The 16,854-nt window shown below is 40.7% G+C and carries 17 protein-coding genes and 1 other annotated feature; all 17 genes read right to left on the bottom strand.

The genetic code is table 11. The annotated features are described in order from the left end of the window. Positions 1-106: 106 nt before the first annotated feature. The 17 genes from sigH to AB7942_RS24850 all read right to left on the bottom strand — a co-directional run bounded on the left by sigH (position 107) and on the right by AB7942_RS24850 (position 16,726). Positions 107-757, bottom strand: a complete 651-nt coding sequence (gene sigH / locus AB7942_RS24770; RefSeq protein WP_369448914.1) for an RNA polymerase sporulation sigma factor SigH — start codon at positions 755-757, stop codon at positions 107-109. A gap of 69 nt (positions 758-826) precedes the next feature. Continuing rightward, a complete protein-coding gene (locus tag AB7942_RS24775) occupies positions 827-1,336 on the bottom strand; it encodes an NYN domain-containing protein (RefSeq protein WP_335438625.1) in 510 nt (169 codons plus the stop codon). A gap of 2 nt (positions 1,337-1,338) precedes the next feature. Then, entirely contained in the window at positions 1,339-2,085 is a 747-nt protein-coding gene (gene rlmB, locus AB7942_RS24780) for a 23S rRNA (guanosine(2251)-2'-O)-methyltransferase RlmB (RefSeq protein WP_335438626.1), read from the bottom strand. Between the two features lies 1 nt (position 2,086). Beyond that, positions 2,087-2,506, bottom strand: a complete 420-nt coding sequence (locus AB7942_RS24785) for a Mini-ribonuclease 3 (protein ID WP_369448915.1) — start codon at positions 2,504-2,506, stop codon at positions 2,087-2,089. A gap of 3 nt (positions 2,507-2,509) precedes the next feature. Further along, positions 2,510-3,907, bottom strand: coding sequence for a cysteine--tRNA ligase (gene cysS / locus AB7942_RS24790; protein ID WP_369448916.1), 1,398 nt, complete (start codon positions 3,905-3,907; stop codon positions 2,510-2,512). Continuing rightward, positions 3,888-4,556: a serine O-acetyltransferase gene (cysE, locus tag AB7942_RS24795; protein ID WP_335438628.1), complete on the bottom strand. Its 669-nt coding sequence runs from the start codon at positions 4,554-4,556 to the stop codon at positions 3,888-3,890. The genes cysS and cysE overlap by 20 nt, the downstream gene beginning before the upstream one ends. A 51-nt stretch (positions 4,557-4,607) precedes the next feature. Continuing rightward, positions 4,608-4,857, bottom strand: a binding site (T-box leader). 46 nt (positions 4,858-4,903) lie between these two features. Next, a complete protein-coding gene (gene gltX / locus AB7942_RS24800) occupies positions 4,904-6,361 on the bottom strand; it encodes a glutamate--tRNA ligase (protein WP_369448917.1) in 1,458 nt (485 codons plus the stop codon). Between the two features lie 114 nt (positions 6,362-6,475). Then, positions 6,476-6,958: a 2-C-methyl-D-erythritol 2,4-cyclodiphosphate synthase gene (gene ispF, locus AB7942_RS24805; protein WP_088084963.1), complete on the bottom strand. Its 483-nt coding sequence runs from the start codon at positions 6,956-6,958 to the stop codon at positions 6,476-6,478. Positions 6,959-6,960: 2 nt separating this feature from the next. Further along, the gene (gene ispD, locus AB7942_RS24810; protein ID WP_369448918.1) at positions 6,961-7,644 is read right to left on the bottom strand and encodes a 2-C-methyl-D-erythritol 4-phosphate cytidylyltransferase; all 684 of its coding nucleotides are present in this window, start codon (positions 7,642-7,644) and stop codon (positions 6,961-6,963) included. A gap of 153 nt (positions 7,645-7,797) precedes the next feature. Then, positions 7,798-8,886 carry a PIN/TRAM domain-containing protein gene (locus tag AB7942_RS24815; protein ID WP_369448919.1) on the bottom strand — a complete coding sequence of 363 codons (1,089 nt, stop codon included), beginning with the start codon at positions 8,884-8,886 and terminating at the stop codon, positions 7,798-7,800. A 206-nt stretch (positions 8,887-9,092) separates the two neighbouring features. Next, entirely contained in the window at positions 9,093-10,166 is a 1,074-nt protein-coding gene (gene disA, locus AB7942_RS24820; RefSeq protein ID WP_088084960.1) for a DNA integrity scanning diadenylate cyclase DisA, read from the bottom strand. A gap of 3 nt (positions 10,167-10,169) precedes the next feature. After that, a complete protein-coding gene (gene radA / locus AB7942_RS24825) occupies positions 10,170-11,552 on the bottom strand; it encodes a DNA repair protein RadA (RefSeq protein ID WP_369448920.1) in 1,383 nt (460 codons plus the stop codon). Positions 11,553-11,664: 112 nt separating this feature from the next. Further along, on the bottom strand, positions 11,665-14,106 hold the full coding sequence (clpC, locus tag AB7942_RS24830) for an ATP-dependent protease ATP-binding subunit ClpC (protein WP_088084958.1): 2,442 nt from the start codon (positions 14,104-14,106) through the stop codon (positions 11,665-11,667). 17 nt (positions 14,107-14,123) lie between these two features. Continuing rightward, a complete protein-coding gene (gene mcsB / locus AB7942_RS24835) occupies positions 14,124-15,194 on the bottom strand; it encodes a protein-arginine kinase McsB (protein WP_369448921.1) in 1,071 nt (356 codons plus the stop codon). Between the two features lies 1 nt (position 15,195). Beyond that, positions 15,196-15,744, bottom strand: coding sequence for a protein-arginine kinase activator protein McsA (gene mcsA / locus AB7942_RS24840; RefSeq protein WP_088084956.1), 549 nt, complete (start codon positions 15,742-15,744; stop codon positions 15,196-15,198). Positions 15,745-15,771: 27 nt separating this feature from the next. Next, complete coding sequence (locus AB7942_RS24845) at positions 15,772-16,233, bottom strand: CtsR family transcriptional regulator (protein ID WP_088084955.1); 462 nt, start codon at positions 16,231-16,233, stop codon at positions 15,772-15,774. A 289-nt stretch (positions 16,234-16,522) separates the two neighbouring features. Beyond that, positions 16,523-16,726: a hypothetical protein gene (locus AB7942_RS24850; RefSeq protein ID WP_369448922.1), complete on the bottom strand. Its 204-nt coding sequence runs from the start codon at positions 16,724-16,726 to the stop codon at positions 16,523-16,525. Positions 16,727-16,854: the final 128 nt, after the last annotated feature.

The raw sequence follows: 16,854 nt of genomic DNA on the forward strand, positions 1-16,854 counted from the left end.
CGACACCTTTACCCAATTTTCTATTATATCCTTAAAAATGTAACATGAGTCCTAATTATTGTCAATAACCCTTGGGAATGGTTCAATTATATGACATATTTAATCATCAAAGCGAAAATTCACGAAGTTCTAAATATCTTTCCAGCTTTCTTTTGACACGCTGCAGGGCATTATCAATTGATTTCACATGGCGGTTTAGCTCTTCAGAAATTTCTTGGTATGATTGACCATCTAAGTAGAGAGCCAATACCTTCCTTTCTAAATCACTTAATAATTCAGTCATTTTCACTTCGATATGGTCAAATTCTTCCTGATTAATAATCAGTTCCTCTGGGTCAAGAACCTTTGTCCCTGATAAAACATCCATTAATGTTCGGTCCGATTCTTCATCGTAGATTGGCTTGTCCAATGAAACGTATGAATTTAACGGGATATGCTTCTGCCTTGTGGCGGTTTTGATTGCTGTAATGATTTGACGAGTTATACAAAGCTCTGCAAATGCCTTGAAGGAGGTAAGCTTGTCCTCCCGAAAGTCACGAATTGCCTTATACAGTCCAATCATACCTTCTTGGACAATATCTTCCTTATCTGCACCGATTAAAAAATAGGACCTTGCTTTTGCACGTACAAAATTACGATACTTATGGATTAAGTAATCCAATGCTTCACTATCACCTTGGTGCACTAAATCAACAATTCCCTCGTCTTCCATTATCAGAAACTGCTGGTTGGTCTTTGTTCCGAAGTCCGTACTCAAAGTAGATCCCCTCCACCGAACAAGCATAGATAGTAATAGTATACATGACAATTTTTTATTAGTCCACGTTCACTTTTGTCCTCTGCGCCACTTTTCGAAAATTTCTGCCATTTCCGTACTCATCTTTATTTTAGAAACGGGTCTTTTTTCTTGAATGGTTTTCACTTTCTTTTCGATGCCTCTTTCAATCGAAGACATTTCAATGAGCAATTCACGTGCAGACTTCCTTAATGCCCCTTGTCCAAAAATAGCCCATTGCTCTGTAAAGTCGGAAGTCGCTACATGAATTTGTGTTCTTCGATTGCTTAAACTAATGGCCATTTTTTCAATCCGCTCATCTGCCGTCTCATTTTCTTTCGTAAAGATAACTTCTATTTTATGATTTTTATACTTCTTTTCCGTCCCTTGTACATAATAGGCATCGAATACCACAATCACACGGAAGCCTGAATAGGCTTGGTATTCAGCCATTCTTTCCACTAAGCGGTCCCGTGCAGCAGGTAAATCATGATCCTTTAAAGCTCTTAGTTCAGGCCAGGCTCCGATGATGTTGTAACCGTCCACAAGCAGGATATCCATTACTATCCCTCAAGTGTGTGTCGTTTTCGATATACCTCATACATCAGTAAAGCCGCCGCAACAGAAGCATTTAACGAGGTTACTTTACCAACCATTGGCAAATGAATGAGAAAATCACATTTATCGCGGATGAGTCTTCCCATGCCTTTTCCTTCACTGCCAATCACCAAGCCCAGTGGCAGCGTCCCGTCTAATCTTCGGTAATCATCTTTGCCTTTTGCATCTGTTCCGGCAATCCAAATACCTCGTTCCTTAAGTTCATCGATGGTTCGCGCCATATTAGTGACACGGACCACTGGGATATATTCAATCGCACCTGTCGAAGCTTTGGCAACTGTTGCTGTTAGGCCGACAGCCCGACGCTTTGGAATAATGATGCCATGAGCACCGACTGAATCGGCTGTTCTCATGATCGACCCAAGGTTATGAGGATCCTCAATTTCGTCCAGCAATAAAAAGAATGGCGTTTCATTTTTCTTTTCTGCTGCTGCAAACAAATCATCCATTTCCGCATATTGATAGGCAGCCACATAGGCAAGAACTCCTTGATGATTTTCATCCGCGATTTGGTCAATTTTTTTCTTAGGAACAAATTGAACAATCACATTTGCTTCTTTGGCTAATTGCGTAATTTGCTGCATTTGGCCACGCTGCGATCCTTCGGCAATTAATATTTTATTAATATCCCTTTCTGATTTAAGCGCTTCGATGACTGGATTTTTGCCTACAATATATTCTTGTTGTTCCATCTTAGCGTTCCTCCTTTCTTTGCTCCACATATGAAAATGCCCTGCTAATAAGCGCTTCTAAACGTTCTTTTTTACCCGTTAAATACAGATAACCCATCAATGCTTCAAATGCTGTACTGTAGTGATAAGTTTGGACATCTGTATTTTTAGGAACAGTGCCTGATTTTGCATTTCTACCGCGCATGACCACCGCTAATTCTTCTTCATCCAGCAGTTTATGATCCATCATTTGAAAAAGAATTTGGCTTTGTGCCTTTGCCGACACGTAAGTGGTCCCGGTGCGGTGTAACTGATTCGGTCTTACCTTACCGCTGTAGAGAAGGTGGCGCCTTACATAGGTTTCATAAATCGCGTCACCCATGTAGGCAAGAGCGAGACTATTCAATTGTTTAACATCCACTGTATTTTCATATTCAAGCATGAATTAGCCTCTTTTCCACCTTGTACCCTGCGGTGTATCTTCTAAAATAATATTCATTTCCTTTAGCTGATCTCTTATTTGGTCAGACAATTGGAAATTACGGTCTTTTCGAGCTTGGATTCGCTTTTCAATCAGCGCATCGATTTCTTCATCGAGCATTTCTTCTTTTTCAAATGTCAGCCCTAAGACATGGAATAACTTTTCAAATTGTTTTGTAAAGGAATCAATGACTTCTACAGCTGTATTTTTTTCTAAAAGATAATAATTAGCCAGTTTTGAAAGGTCGAATAAAACGGAAATAGCTTTAGCTGTATTGAAATCATCATCCATTGCCTCAATAAATTCTTCTTGCCTTTTTGCAATACCTTCAAGCCATACTTGATTCGAACCTGTTAAGTCAGTACTCGCTTCTTTCCGATGCTTTAAGTTTTGATAAGAGGTGGTTATGCGTTCAAATGCTGCTCTCGTACTCTCCAGTAATTCCTCGCTGTAATTAATCGGATTGCGGTAATGAACGGATAACATAAAAAACCGTAACACTTGCGGATTATGTTTTTTAATAATGTCATGAACAAGGACGAAATTTCCTAATGATTTAGACATTTTTTCATTATCAATATTGATATAGCCATTATGCATCCAGTAACGAGAAAATAATTTTCCGGACAGTGCTTCTGACTGGGCAATTTCATTTTCATGATGCGGGAAGGTCAAATCCTGTCCACCGGCATGAATATCAATGGTTTCGCCAAGATACTTTTTCGCCATTGCCGAGCACTCGATATGCCAGCCCGGCCGGCCAAGTCCCCACGGACTCTCCCAGAAGATTTCGCCTTCCTTGGCCGCTTTCCATAGGGCAAAGTCTAAGTCGTCTTGTTTCCTATCGCCGACTTCAATTCTTGCACCTATCTGGAGGTCATCAATGGATTGATGCGATAGCTTACCATATTCATCGAATTTTCTTGTCCGGAAATAAACATCCCCTGCAGATTCATAAGCGTACCCTTTTTCGACTAATTGATTAATAAAATCAATGATAATGTCCATGTTTTCCATTACCCGCGGATGAACATCTGCCTTTTGGCAGCCTAATGCCGTCACATCTTCAAAATAAGCATTGATAAATCGGTCCGCAATCGCCGGAACACTTTCTCCTAATTGATTGGCAGCACGAATCAATTTGTCATCGACATCGGTAAAATTAGAAACATATTGAACATCATAGCCGCGATATTCCAAATAGCGCCGAACGGTATCAAAGACGATTGCCGGACGTGCATTACCGATATGAATATAATTATAGACCGTCGGACCGCAAACATACATTTTGACTTTTCCTTCTTCGAGCGGTACGAACGTTTCCTTATTGCGCGTTAGTGTATTATAAAGTTGAATGGCCATTGACTTGTATCCTTTCTCCTTTTAATTCTTCGAGTTCGTGCATTAATTTATCCAGATCATTTTGCATTTCCCTTAAGCGGTCTGCTACAGGGTCTGGTAAGTCACAGTGGTTCAAATCTCTTGTAATTCTTCTTCCATCCTGGATCACCACTCTGCCTGGAATTCCAACTACCGTTGAGTTAGGCGGTACTTCTATCAATACAACCGAGCCGCCGCCAATTTTGGAATTTTCTCCAACGGTTATCGAACCAAGCACCTTTGCACCTGTGGCAATCAGGACATTATCCTTAATCGTCGGATGCCGCTTTCCTTTCTCTTTACCCGTTCCACCAAGTGTTACCCCTTGATATATAGTTACATTATCCCCAATTTCACACGTTTCCCCTATAACAACGCCCATACCATGGTCAATAAAAAATCTTCTGCCTATTTTTGCCCCAGGATGAATTTCAATTCCGGTAAAAAACCGGCTTACTTGCGAAATAACCCTGGCTAGAAAATAGAATTTCCGATTAAAGAGTGCATGCGCGAATCGATGTGACCAAATGGCATGCAAGCCTGAATACGTCAAGATGACTTCTAAATGACTTCTTGCTGCAGGATCTTGTTCAAAAACAACCTCAACGTCCTCCCTCAACTTCTTGAACATTTCCATTCTCCCCCTATTGTTTGGTAAACAAAAAAGCGCCTCTGTCTTAACGACAGAGACGCTTATGCGCGGTTCCACTCTGATTAGACCGAAAAGCTCGTTTTGGTAACGGAAAGCTTAATATGGGTCTCACTCTACCTGTTAACGGATAGGTTCCGCCCATTTCTACTAGAAGTTGACTCTTTTCGAAACAGGGCTCAGAGGTGCATTTCAAAAAACGAGAGGCTTAAACCACTTTCAGCCGGTGATGGTTTTCTCTTTAAAGCATCCTTTTTTTACTTATCCTCTTCTACACTTTAGTAACTATATAATTGTTTACTCTACTATATTACATTTCTTCCCCAATGTTAACTAATAATTTTATTAATTCTCGTTTGAACCTTATCTTTACCTAAGAGTTCAATTGCCATTGGCAGGTCTGGTCCATGTGTTTGACCTGTTACCGCCGCACGAATTGGCATAAATAGATTTTTCCCCTTTTGACCGGTCGACTTTTGAACTGCCTTCATGGCTGCCTTTATACCATCAGCGCGGAAATTTTCCAGTTGGTCAAGTTCATGTAAAAATGCCCTTAACACCTCTGGGACTGTTTCTGCTGCTAAAATTTCCTTCGCATCTTCTTCATAGATGGCATCCTCTTGAAAGAACATATCTGATAATTCCACGATTTCAGCACCAAAGCTCATTTTTTCCTGTAAAAGAGCTACAAGTCCTTGGAGCCATTGATACTGTTCATCTGTCATGCTTTCACTTATTCGGCCTGCCTTAATTAAGTGAGGCATAGCCAGATCAACTACACGGTTCATCTCAATTTTTTTCATATATTGGTTATTCATCCACAACAGCTTTTGCTTATCAAATAATGCTGGGGATTTGGAAAGGCGATTCGCATCAAATATTTCAATAAACTCGTTCTTAGAGTAAATTTCTTCTTCACCTGCCGGCGACCAGCCGAGTAGTGTGATAAAGTTAAATAATGCTTCTGGAATATAACCCAATTCTTCATATTGTTCAATAAACTGAATGATGGACTCATCACGCTTACTTAACTTTTTGCGGCTTTCATTGACAATCAAAGTCATGTGTCCAAAAATTGGCGGCTCCCAGCCTAATGCTTCATAGACCATCAATTGCTTTGGCGTGTTAGAAATATGATCATCGCCACGGAGCACATGAGAGATTTTCATTAAATAATCATCAATCGTTACAGCAAAGTTATAGGTTGGGGTGCCATCCTTTTTAATGATGACCCAATCACCCATCCCTTCCGATTCAAACGAAACGCTGCCTTTGACCATATCATCAAACGTATAGGTTTTCCCTTCAGGTACGAGGATGCGGATGCTTGGCTGACGGCCTTCACTTTCAAATTGATGGCGTTGTTCATCGGTTAAATGGCGGCATTTACCAGAATAATGAGGTGTTTCCCCTCTTTCACTCTGGGCTTCCCGCTCTGCTTCAATCTCAGCTTCTGTACAATAACATTTATAGGCATGGCCATTTGCTAATAATTGGTTGTAGTAGGTTTCATAAAGATCATTACGCTCAGATTGGCGATAGGGACCATATTCGCCGCCAACGTCGACACTCTCGTCCCAATCCATCCCAAGCCATTTTAAATATTTTAACTGGCTTTCTTCTCCGCCTTCAATATTCCGCTTTTTATCGGTATCTTCAATTCGGATAATAAATTTCCCGCCATGATGGCGTGCAAATAAATAATTAAATAATGCAGTACGGGCGTTTCCAATATGTAAATGTCCCGTTGGACTTGGAGCATATCTTACACGAACTTCGTTTGACATAACTATAATGCCTCCATTCTCGAAAAGCAAAAGCCCCTAGGAGCTGGAGCTAGACAGCTTTACCATATGTTTTTATCTGATTCATTGTATCATTGTGCCCTTCACTGTAAAAGGTTAATTGTTAACCTTTTTTAACAATACAACCACCTGGGAGGCAATGCCTTCCCCTCTGCCAGTGAAGCCTAGCTTTTCTGTTGTTGTCGCCTTTACATTGACTTGTTCAGGTGCTGCCTCTAGTAATTCCGCAATCCTACCGCGCATTTGCTCAATATAGGGTGCCATTTTTGGCTGTTGAGCAATAATTGTACAATCGGCATTCACAAGCTCGTACCCTTTATTTTTCACCAATTGCCATACATGCTCCATCAGCTTCGCGGAGTCAGCATCTTTAAAATTTGGATCGGTATCCGGAAAGTGTTTGCCAATATCGCCTTCCCCAATCGCACCAAGGCAGGCATCGGAAACCGTATGTAATAACACATCAGCATCTGAATGACCTAGCAACCCCCTTTCATAAGGGATTGTAATCCCACCAATGATTAGCGGGCGCCCTTCTGTTAATTGATGGACATCAAAGCCCTGACCAATTCGAAACATCATTAAAAACCCCTTTTTTTCAATATCGCTTCAGCAAAGAACAAGTCTTCTGGTGTGGTTAGTTTTATATTATCGTAATCGCCTTCTACCACCGCAACAGGATAGTGAAGCCGCTCAACCAAACTAGCGTCATCGGTACCCAGAAAGTGATCCTTTTGGGCCTTTTCGTACGCTTCCTTAAGCAGCAAAATGCGAAAAGCTTGTGGGGTTTGAACAGCCCACAAGCTTGAACGTTCGACAGTTTCAACGACCACACCATCATTTATCTTTTTCATGGTGTCTTTTGCCGGCACTCCCAAAATAGCTGCACCTGTTTCTTCAGCCATTTCCATTAAACGGTGGATATGTTCTTTTAAGATAAAAGGACGTGCCGCATCATGCACAAGAATAATCCCGTCGGTTTCGACTGATTTAAGTGCATTATAAATACTATCTTGACGTTCATTTCCACCCGGTACTAAGTTGTTTACCTTCGTCACATGATACCGATCGAGTAACACTTGAAATTCTGGTTTATCCTGTGGGTGAATCGCTAAAATAATCCCGCTGCAAGCTTCATCCTGTTCAAACACCCTTAATGTATGGATTAGCACAGGAATACCGTTAAGTTCCAATAAAAGCTTATTTTTCCCTGCTCCCATTCTTTTTCCCTGGCCCGCTGCCGGGAGAATGACTTGGTAGGTCATATCATTACCCCACTCTATCTAATATCTAATCTAGCTCCATAAGATTATGCTTCGGAGCGAAGCCTCGAACGAAAGAAAAGCGTTAGCTTTTCTGAGGAGCGCCTAGGGGCTCGAGGTCATAAGCCCCTGAGCAAGGCGCTTCCGCTTTTTAAGCTACAGTGCTTTTTCTAATAATTTGGGCTTGGCAAATATCATTCGTCCTGCCGATGTCTGGAGAACACTCGTTACGAGAACCTCGATTCTTTTCCCGATATACTCTCTACCTTCCTCGACCACAATCATCGTTCCGTCATCTAAATAAGCAACGCCCTGATGATATTCTTTTCCATCCTTAATGACTTGAACGGTTAATTCCTCACCAGGAAGGACAACAGGCTTGACGGCATTTGCTAAATCATTGATATTTAACACAGATACATTTTGCAATTCACAGACTTTATTCAGATTAAAATCATTCGTGACCAAGATGCCATTGGTTATTTTAGCTAATTTAACGAGCTTTGAGTCCACTTCACTAATTTCTTCAAAATCGCCCTCATAAATTTCTACCTTTATAGCGAGTTCCTTTTGAATTCGGTTTAATATATCCAAGCCTCTGCGGCCGCGATTTCGTTTCAACACATCGGAAGAATCGGCAATATGCTGTAATTCCTCAAGGACGAACTGTGGAATAACAATCGTTCCTTCTAAAAATCCGGTCTGACAAATATCAGCAACGCGCCCATCAATAATAACGCTCGTATCTAATATTTTTAAAGGATGATTAACTTCCTTATCATTCTCTTCGTCACTGGTTTTTTTCTTGTTACCGCGGTTTCCAAAAAGACCTAATAATTCATCTCTCTTCTTGAAGCCCACCTGAAAGCCGAGATAACCAAACAAAATGGTCAGTAATATCGGAGCCACAGCATTTAATATTGGGACTTGCACGGCATTCAGGGCAAAGCCGATTAAAAACGCAACCAACAATCCAAAGAATAGACCTACACTACCAAAAAGGACATCTGTTACAGGAACTTTCACTAAAGAATCTTCAGCCCATTTAATAAAGTTAAAAACATAATCTACTGCCCAAAAGGTAATAAGATAAAAAATAATAGCACCTATAATAGCAGTGATATACGAGTTGTTAATTAAGGGAATGTCATTGATATGAAGTAAATTGAACAATTCCGGTAATAACAAAATACCAAGCGTACCACCTATAATGAGGAAGCAAGCCTGCACAATACGTTTTAACATTCCTTCACCTCCTCTATTCATTATAAACATATTCATGGAAATGAAACCTTAATTTACAGATTATTTTTCGATTACAAAAACGTATTAAATTTAATTTGTTAGTGAAAATTAATAGGTTGAAGATTCTCCCCTAGGGTAGCATTGGAAAATTTTTCTGTCAAACAATTGGATTTTTTTAACTTTTAGGAACCTAGATATAATTGCTTTTATAGATGGCGATCGGTGTATAACCGCTCTTTGATCAATTTAAAGCCTTCCTTAATCTTTTTGGCACGAACTTCCCCGATTCCTTCCACATCATCAAGTTCTTCCACTGTTGCGGTTATTATTTTTGAAAGCTCACCAAAACTGCTGATGAGATTTTCAATAATGATGGATGGAAGTCTTGGAATTTTATTAAGAATTCTGTAGCCGCGCGGACTTTTATTCTCATCAAGGTGCACATAGCCAAGGTATCCCATCAATTTTAATAAGACCATATCCTCAATGGTACCGCTCGTAGCCATGGCCTGCATCCGTCCAATCACTTCTCTGGCCTTGATGTCTCTGTCGAAGGCATAATCTTTAATAATGAGCATGGTCTCGTCTTCGAGATCTGTTAATATTTCATTCAATTGTAAACGAATGAGACGACCTTCTGTTCCTAACTCATGTAAATAGGTTAGAAGTTCATTCTTAATCTTTAAGACCATTTCAAAACGATGGAGAACAAGTAAAAAATCGTTATAGGTTACGGATTCCTCGAACTCTAGGATACTCAAATTGCTGATACTTTGTTCCAAAACGGTTTTATACTTCTCAAGCGTCTGAATGGCTTGATTGGCTTTTGTTAAAATTACCGCAATATCTTTTAATGCATAGCGAAAATTCCCTTGATACAGGGTAATGACATTTCTTCTTTGGGAAATGGCAATCACTAGGGCTTTTGTTTGTTTCGCTACCCTTTCTGCTGTGCGGTGCCGCATCCCAGTTTCAGAAGAAGGTATATCGGAATCAGGGGCTAACTGGGCATTGGCAAAAAGAATTTTATTTCCTAATTCATTGAGGATAATGGCCCCGTCCATTTTCGCTAATTCATATAAAAAGCTGGGCGAAAATGGGCAATTGATTTCAAAGCCGCCGTCAACGATACTTTTTACCTTTTCGTTAAAACCAATGACAATAAGCCCGCCTGTGTTCGCACGGAGCACATTGTCGATTCCCTCGCGAATGGGTGTACCAGGTGCAAGGAACTGTAAAACTTCACTTACGGTATGCTCACCAAGCTTTTTACTCTCCATCTGCTACACTCCTAACGCTGCTTTTAATGCTTCGCTCACTGACTTCACACCAATGAGTTCAACTCCGTTTGGGCCCTTCCAGCCGCTAAGATTATTAGCAGGGAGAATGACTCGCTCAAATCCTAGCTTGGCCGCTTCCTGGACACGCTGCTCAATCCTTGAAACCCTTCTTACTTCACCGGTTAACCCGACTTCTCCGATAATACAATCGGTTGGTCTTGTTGGTTTATCTCTAAAGCTTGACGCAATACTGACAGCAACGGCTAAATCAATTGCTGGTTCATCTAATTTTACGCCTCCAGCAACTTTTAGGTAAGCATCCTGATTCTGAAGGAGCATCCCAACTCGCTTTTCTAAAACAGCCATCAAAAGTGGCACACGGTTATGATCAATTCCCGTTGCCATTCTTCTTGGGTTCCCAAAGCTAGTGGGGGAAATTAACGCTTGAATTTCAACGAGGACCGGCCTTGTCCCTTCCATCGATGCGACCACCGTTGAGCCAGCAGCACCTCGTGAACGCTCTTCTAAAAATATCTCGGAGGGATTTGCCACTTCTTCAAGACCGAATTCTTTCATTTCAAAGATTCCCATTTCATTGGTTGAACCAAAACGGTTTTTAACTGCCCGTAAAATCCGATAGGTATGATGTCTTTCTCCTTCAAAATAGAGGACGGTATCCACCATATGCTCTAACAGCCTAGGGCCGGCTATCGATCCTTCTTTGGTTACGTGTCCAACAATAAAGATCGCAATCCCTTTGGTTTTCCCAATTCTCATTAATTCCGAGGTACACTCACGCACCTGTGAGACACTCCCAGGCGCGCTTGTTACATCTGGGTGAAATACCGTTTGGATAGAATCAATGATGACAAAGCTTGGATTTGTACTATCGATGGTCCGGTTAATTTCCTCAAGATTCGTTTCAGAGTATACGAGGAGATTTTCAGAGGATATTCCTAATCGCTCCGCACGAAGCTTTGTTTGCCGTAATGATTCCTCACCAGATATGTATAAAACCTTATTTCCTTTATTTGCTAATTGCGATGATACCTGTAACAGAAGCGTTGATTTACCGATTCCAGGGTCTCCGCCAATCAGCACTAAGGATCCCTTGACCACACCCCCGCCAAGTACCCGGTTTAATTCATTTAAGTCCGTTTGAATCCTTGGTTCATTCTCCATTTCAATGGAATTGATCGGCATTGGTTTGGATAACAGCCCTGAACCGCCTTGGGAATGGGCGAATGCCCCTCTTCTTGTTGCACCAGTTACTTCAACTTCCTCGACCATCTTATTCCATTCACCGCAGCCAGGGCATTTCCCCATCCACTTTGGAGATTCATACCCGCACTCCTGACACATAAACTTTGTCTTACGTTTTGCCATTCTACTTCGATCCTCTCGTTGAAACATTACAAACAATTAAAAAAAGAGGTACACGGTTTAGCTTTATTAACGTGTACCTCTCATGGTATAGCAACACTAATTGATTACATTTCTACTTTACCAAACTTGTTTTCTCTTCCATTCGAACAATAAATTCTCCATTATCAACATCGATCACCGCATGCTGACCTGTTAACAATGTTCCTTTTAATAGTTCTTCTGAAAGTCGGTCTTCAATATGCTTTTGAATCGCACGGCGCAATGGTCTTGCCCCATACTCAGGGTCATAACCTTCCTGAGAAATTTTTTCCTTTGCTGCTAAAGTTAATTCTAAAGAAATATTTTGCTCTTTTAAGCGTTTAATTAACTGCTCTGAAAGTAAAGTTACAATCTCTTCAAGATGCTTTCTCTCCAACGCATGGAAAACAATAATTTCATCAATACGGTTCAAGAATTCAGGGCGGAAGGCTTTCTTTAATTCGCCCATTACTTTCCCCTTCATGTCTTTATAATCCTGTTCGCCATCCTGAATATTAAAGCCGACATACTTGTTCCGTTTTAATGCTTCAGCACCAACATTGGATGTCATAATCAAGACGGTATTACGGAAATCTACTGTTCTTCCTTTTGAATCAGTCAAACGGCCATCTTCCAGAACCTGCAAAAGGATATTAAATACATCTGGATGTGCCTTTTCAATTTCATCAAGCAAAACAACGGAATATGGCTTTCTTCGAACCTTCTCTGTTAATTGTCCGCCTTCCTCATAGCCGACATATCCTGGCGGTGAACCAACAAGACGAGAGGTAGAATGCTTCTCCATATACTCGGACATGTCAATCCGAATCATCGCATCCTCGTCACCAAACATGGCTTCAGCAAGGGCACGGGCTAATTCTGTTTTCCCTACACCAGTCGGTCCTAAGAAAACGAAGGAGCCAATTGGCCGTTTTGGATCTTTTAATCCTGCTCTGGCACGACGGACAGCCTTAGATACTGCCTTAACAGCCTCCTCCTGGCCAATGACACGAGAATGGAGAACTTCCTCTAAATTAAGCAGCTTCGTCATCTCTGTTTGAGCTAGCTTGGAAACAGGGACACCGGTCCAGCTTGAAACAACACTTGCAATATCTTCAACTGTTACTTCATTGTTTTCTTTCCCTTGCTTTTCTTTCCAGTTCTTCTTTGTTTCCTCTAGTTGTTCACGCAAACGCTGCTCCGTATCCCGTAAAGAAGCCGCTTTTTCAAATTCTTGACTTTGGACTGCAGAATCCTTTTCTTTTCGTACTTCCTCAAGCTTCACTTCTAATTCCTTTAAATTAGGTGGAGTGGTAAAGGAACGAAGCCGTACTTTGGACCCAGCTTCATCGATTAGATCAATCGCTTTATCTGGCAGGAAGCGATCAGAGATATAGCGGTCTGATAGTTTAACAGCTGCCTTAATCGCTTCATCTGTAATGGAGACACGGTGATGGGCTTCATAGCGATCACGTAACCCTTCTAAAATCTGAATCGATTCTTCCGCTGTTGGTTCATCGACACGAATTGGCTGGAATCGTCGTTCTAGAGCTGCATCTTTTTCGATATATTTGCGATATTCATCCAGTGTGGTTGCTCCAATACATTGGAGTTCTCCACGAGCAAGCGATGGTTTTAAGATATTGGAAGCATCAATAGCCCCTTCTGCACCACCCGCACCAATCAATGTATGCAACTCATCAATGAAAAGAATAATATTTCCTGCTTGGCGAATTTCATCCATGACTTTCTTCAAACGATCTTCAAATTCACCGCGGTATTTTGTCCCTGCAACGACTGTCCCCATATCTAGCGTCATAACGCGTTTATCACGCAATATTTCAGGAACTTCGTTATTGACAATTTGTTGGGCGAGTCCTTCTGCAATGGCTGTTTTACCTACACCAGGCTCTCCAATTAATACCGGATTATTTTTTGTCCGACGGCTTAACACTTCAATCACACGTTGAATTTCCTTACCGCGTCCAATAACAGGATCCAAGCTTCCTTCGCGGGCAATTGACGTTAGATCCCGTGCAAGGCTATCTAGCGTCGGCGTATTAGCACTTGCTGATGCCCCGCCTTGATGCCCACCAGACTCATTACTTCCTAATAGTTGAAGAACTTGCTGTCTTGCCTTATTTAAACTAACTCCCAAATTATTAAGTACTCGGGCAGCAACCCCTTCTCCTTCTCGGATTAAGCCAAGGAGAATATGCTCGGTCCCTACATAGGAATGTCCTAATTTTCGTGCTTCATCCATCGATAATTCAATGACCTTTTTAGCTCTTGGAGTATAGTGAATGGTTTGAGAAGCATCCTGTCCCTTGCCAATTAAATTTTCTACTTCTTTTTGGATTTTTTCAGAACCTAGCCCAAGTCCATAAAGGGCTTTCGCAGCAATCCCTTCACCTTCCCGAGTTAACCCCAATAAAATGTGCTCTGTCCCAATATTGTTATGGCCAAGACGAATCGCTTCCTCTTGTGCTAAAGCTAGTACTTTCTGCGCTCTTTCAGTAAAACGGCCGAACATCATATTCTCTTCCTCCCCACCTATTTTTCTTGCTCCATTTTTATTCGTTCCCTAATTAATGCTGCCCGTCTGATGTCTCTTTCATGTGGTCTTAATGAACCCCCAGCATATTGCTGTAAGAATCCTGGCTGGGTCAGTATCATTAATTCATTTAAGATTGTCTTAGGCATTTTATCAATATAACCCATATCTATTCCAAGCCGAACATCGGATAAACATCTAGCTGCTTCTTTCGATTCAATAATTCGGCTATTAGATAACACACCTAATGATCTGAATACCCTGTCTTCTAATTGTATGTTCGAAGTTTTTCGTAATGCTTCACGGGCCGACCTTTCTTGTGAAATGAGTTGACTTACAACCCCTTTTAGGTCACGGCCAATGTCCTCTTCTGATTTACCAAGTGTGATTTGATTAGAAATTTGAAATATATTACCTAATGCTTCGCTACCTTCACCATAAATTCCTCTAACAACAAGACCTAATTGGTGAATTGCAGGAATAATTTTATTAATTTGCTGTGTTAACATTAACCCTGGCAAGTGCATCATGACCGAAGCACGTAGACCTGTACCAACGTTAGTAGGACAACTGGTTAAATAGCCGTGTTTTTCATCAAATGCGTATTGAATATTACTTTCAAGCCAATCATCGATTTCATTCGCAGCATCCAACGCTTCAGATAATTGCAAACCTGGATACAAGCATTGAATCCGAATATGATCCTCTTCATTAATCATAATACTAACTTCTTCATTTTCGGTTAATAGAACTGCCCCATATGGTGAATCTTCAGCTAGATGAGGGCTTATTATATGTTTTTCAACTAATACCCTTTTTTGGAGCGGCTGTAATTCTTCAATTTTCAACAATTCCATTTGGCCAAACTTTTGAATAGGAGACTGTTTTAAAATTTCTTCCATATTTTCAATAATCAATTTTGCTTCTTCATGTGAAAAAAGGGTTGGAAATTTATAAGCATCAAAGTTACGAGCCAAACGAATCCGGGAGCTAAGGACAATATCTGAATCCGGTCCCTCCGCACTCATCCAGGAGCTGACAGCTTGATTTAGAAATCGTTCAAGCGACATGTTATTCCCCTCCCTCGTGGCTGGCTGTTAAATTTTTCTCTAACTTTCGTATTTCATCACGAATCTCTGCTGCCTTTTCAAATTCTTCATTGTGGATTGAATCCTTTAGATTACTTTTCAATTCTTCAATTTGTTTACGAAGATGGATTCCTCCGCCAATTCTCTTCGGTATTTTCCCATTATGTGTCCAGTTCCCGCTATGAAGTCGTCTTAAAACTGGTATAAGTTGTTCTTTAAACGCTTCGTAACAATGGGAACATCCAAAGCGGCCTACCTTTAAAAACTGTGGAAAGGTCATTGAACAAGAATCGCATTGAAGAATTTCCTCTTGGTGAAAGGGACTTTGGCTTGGCTTTTGAAAGTTCGGATCAATATTTAATAATCCTGCTAATAAATTATTAAAAGCAAAACCAGATTCCCCATTGAAAATGAACATTTCTCCCTTTTCCTGAGCACACTTTTCACAAAGATGCACTTCAGTCTTTTCACCATTAATGATTTTTGTAAAATGAAGAGCTGCAGGTCTTTGATTACATTCTTGGCAAATCATACTTTCACCTCTTACTCAGAAAAAAATTTATTTATATTTTAAAGATGTTAACATCGCTTTTAGCATTCTTGCTCTTAATTCATCTCGGTATGGAAGATCAATATAAAGAACGGAACGATCGATTACACTTAACATAATTTTCGCTTCCCGCTGTGAAATAATTTCTTCTTGGACGAGCCTTAAAATGACGTCCTCTGCACTTGTTTGACTAACCCTGCCTTGGATAAGTGAGAGCAATTGATCAATTAAATGGGCCAAGTCATGGGATTGAACCTTCATAATCCTTATATACCCACCACCGCCCCGTTTACTCTCCACAATATATCCTCTTTCAATTGTAAAACGGGTATTGATCACATAATTTATTTGAGATGGTACACATTGAAATTTATCAGCGATTTCACTTCGTTTAATTTCAACAAGATCCTTTTCACTTAATTCCAATACTTGTTTAAGATATTTTTCAATAATATCAGAGATGTTTCTCATCTTCCCACCCCCATTCTCTGACTTTGACTATATTTGACTAAATTATACTGAATTTTTTATGTAGATGCAATGATTCACTACTAATGATTTTCTCCAAATCCCGCCATTGTGAAACGTACATTAGTTAAAATATGTAGGAGTGAGTGAAATTGAGAACACAAAAAAGACAACCATTTCTGGTTGCTTTTGACTTGTGCTGGCTATGAATAGCTTTCAGAGGGGTTGGGAGCGGCCCTGCTTTGTTACCGTCGATGGTCTTTTTCCTCTTCTTCTGTAACATTAGGTCCTCCTATGTTACCGTCCATGGCTTTTTTTCTGTTGTATGGGCACAATTATTCCTTTTTTGTGACCGGTCCAAGCTCTTTTTCTCTTCCATGGGCACAATTACTCTTTTTTGTGACCGGTCCAGGCTCTTTTCCTCTTCTACGGGCACAATTATTCTTTTTTGTGACCGGTACAGGCTCTTTTTCTCTTCCATGGGCACAATTATCATTTACTGATCACCCACACACAAATCTTCAAAAACACAAAAAAACAACCATTTCTGGTTGTCTTAGATTTGCCTGGCAACGTCCTACTCTCACAGGGACGCGTGTCCCAACTACCATCGGCGCTGAGAAG

The organism is Neobacillus sp. BF23-41, assembly GCF_041106275.1.

Excerpts from the sequence above, each read along its gene's own strand:
- AB7942_RS24775 (WP_335438625.1), bottom strand. The coding sequence starts at position 1,336 with ATGGATATCCTGCTTGTGGACGGTTACAACATCATCGGAGCCTGGCCT.
- rlmB (WP_335438626.1), bottom strand. The coding sequence starts at position 2,085 with ATGGAACAACAAGAATATATTGTAGGCAAAAATCCAGTCATCGAAGCG.
- AB7942_RS24785 (WP_369448915.1), bottom strand. The coding sequence starts at position 2,506 with ATGCTTGAATATGAAAATACAGTGGATGTTAAACAATTGAATAGTCTC.
- cysS (WP_369448916.1), bottom strand. The coding sequence starts at position 3,907 with ATGGCCATTCAACTTTATAATACACTAACGCGCAATAAGGAAACGTTC.
- cysE (WP_335438628.1), bottom strand. The coding sequence starts at position 4,556 with ATGTTCAAGAAGTTGAGGGAGGACGTTGAGGTTGTTTTTGAACAAGAT.
- gltX (WP_369448917.1), bottom strand. The coding sequence starts at position 6,361 with ATGTCAAACGAAGTTCGTGTAAGATATGCTCCAAGTCCAACGGGACAT.
- ispF (WP_088084963.1), bottom strand. The coding sequence starts at position 6,958 with ATGTTTCGAATTGGTCAGGGCTTTGATGTCCATCAATTAACAGAAGGG.
- ispD (WP_369448918.1), bottom strand. The coding sequence starts at position 7,644 with ATGACCTACCAAGTCATTCTCCCGGCAGCGGGCCAGGGAAAAAGAATG.
- AB7942_RS24815 (WP_369448919.1), bottom strand. The coding sequence starts at position 8,886 with ATGTTAAAACGTATTGTGCAGGCTTGCTTCCTCATTATAGGTGGTACG.
- disA (WP_088084960.1), bottom strand. The coding sequence starts at position 10,166 with ATGGAGAGTAAAAAGCTTGGTGAGCATACCGTAAGTGAAGTTTTACAG.
- radA (WP_369448920.1), bottom strand. The coding sequence starts at position 11,552 with ATGGCAAAACGTAAGACAAAGTTTATGTGTCAGGAGTGCGGGTATGAA.
- clpC (WP_088084958.1), bottom strand. The coding sequence starts at position 14,106 with ATGATGTTCGGCCGTTTTACTGAAAGAGCGCAGAAAGTACTAGCTTTA.
- mcsB (WP_369448921.1), bottom strand. The coding sequence starts at position 15,194 with ATGTCGCTTGAACGATTTCTAAATCAAGCTGTCAGCTCCTGGATGAGT.
- mcsA (WP_088084956.1), bottom strand. The coding sequence starts at position 15,744 with ATGATTTGCCAAGAATGTAATCAAAGACCTGCAGCTCTTCATTTTACA.
- AB7942_RS24845 (WP_088084955.1), bottom strand. The coding sequence starts at position 16,233 with ATGAGAAACATCTCTGATATTATTGAAAAATATCTTAAACAAGTATTG.
- AB7942_RS24850 (WP_369448922.1), bottom strand. The coding sequence starts at position 16,726 with ATGATAATTGTGCCCATGGAAGAGAAAAAGAGCCTGTACCGGTCACAA.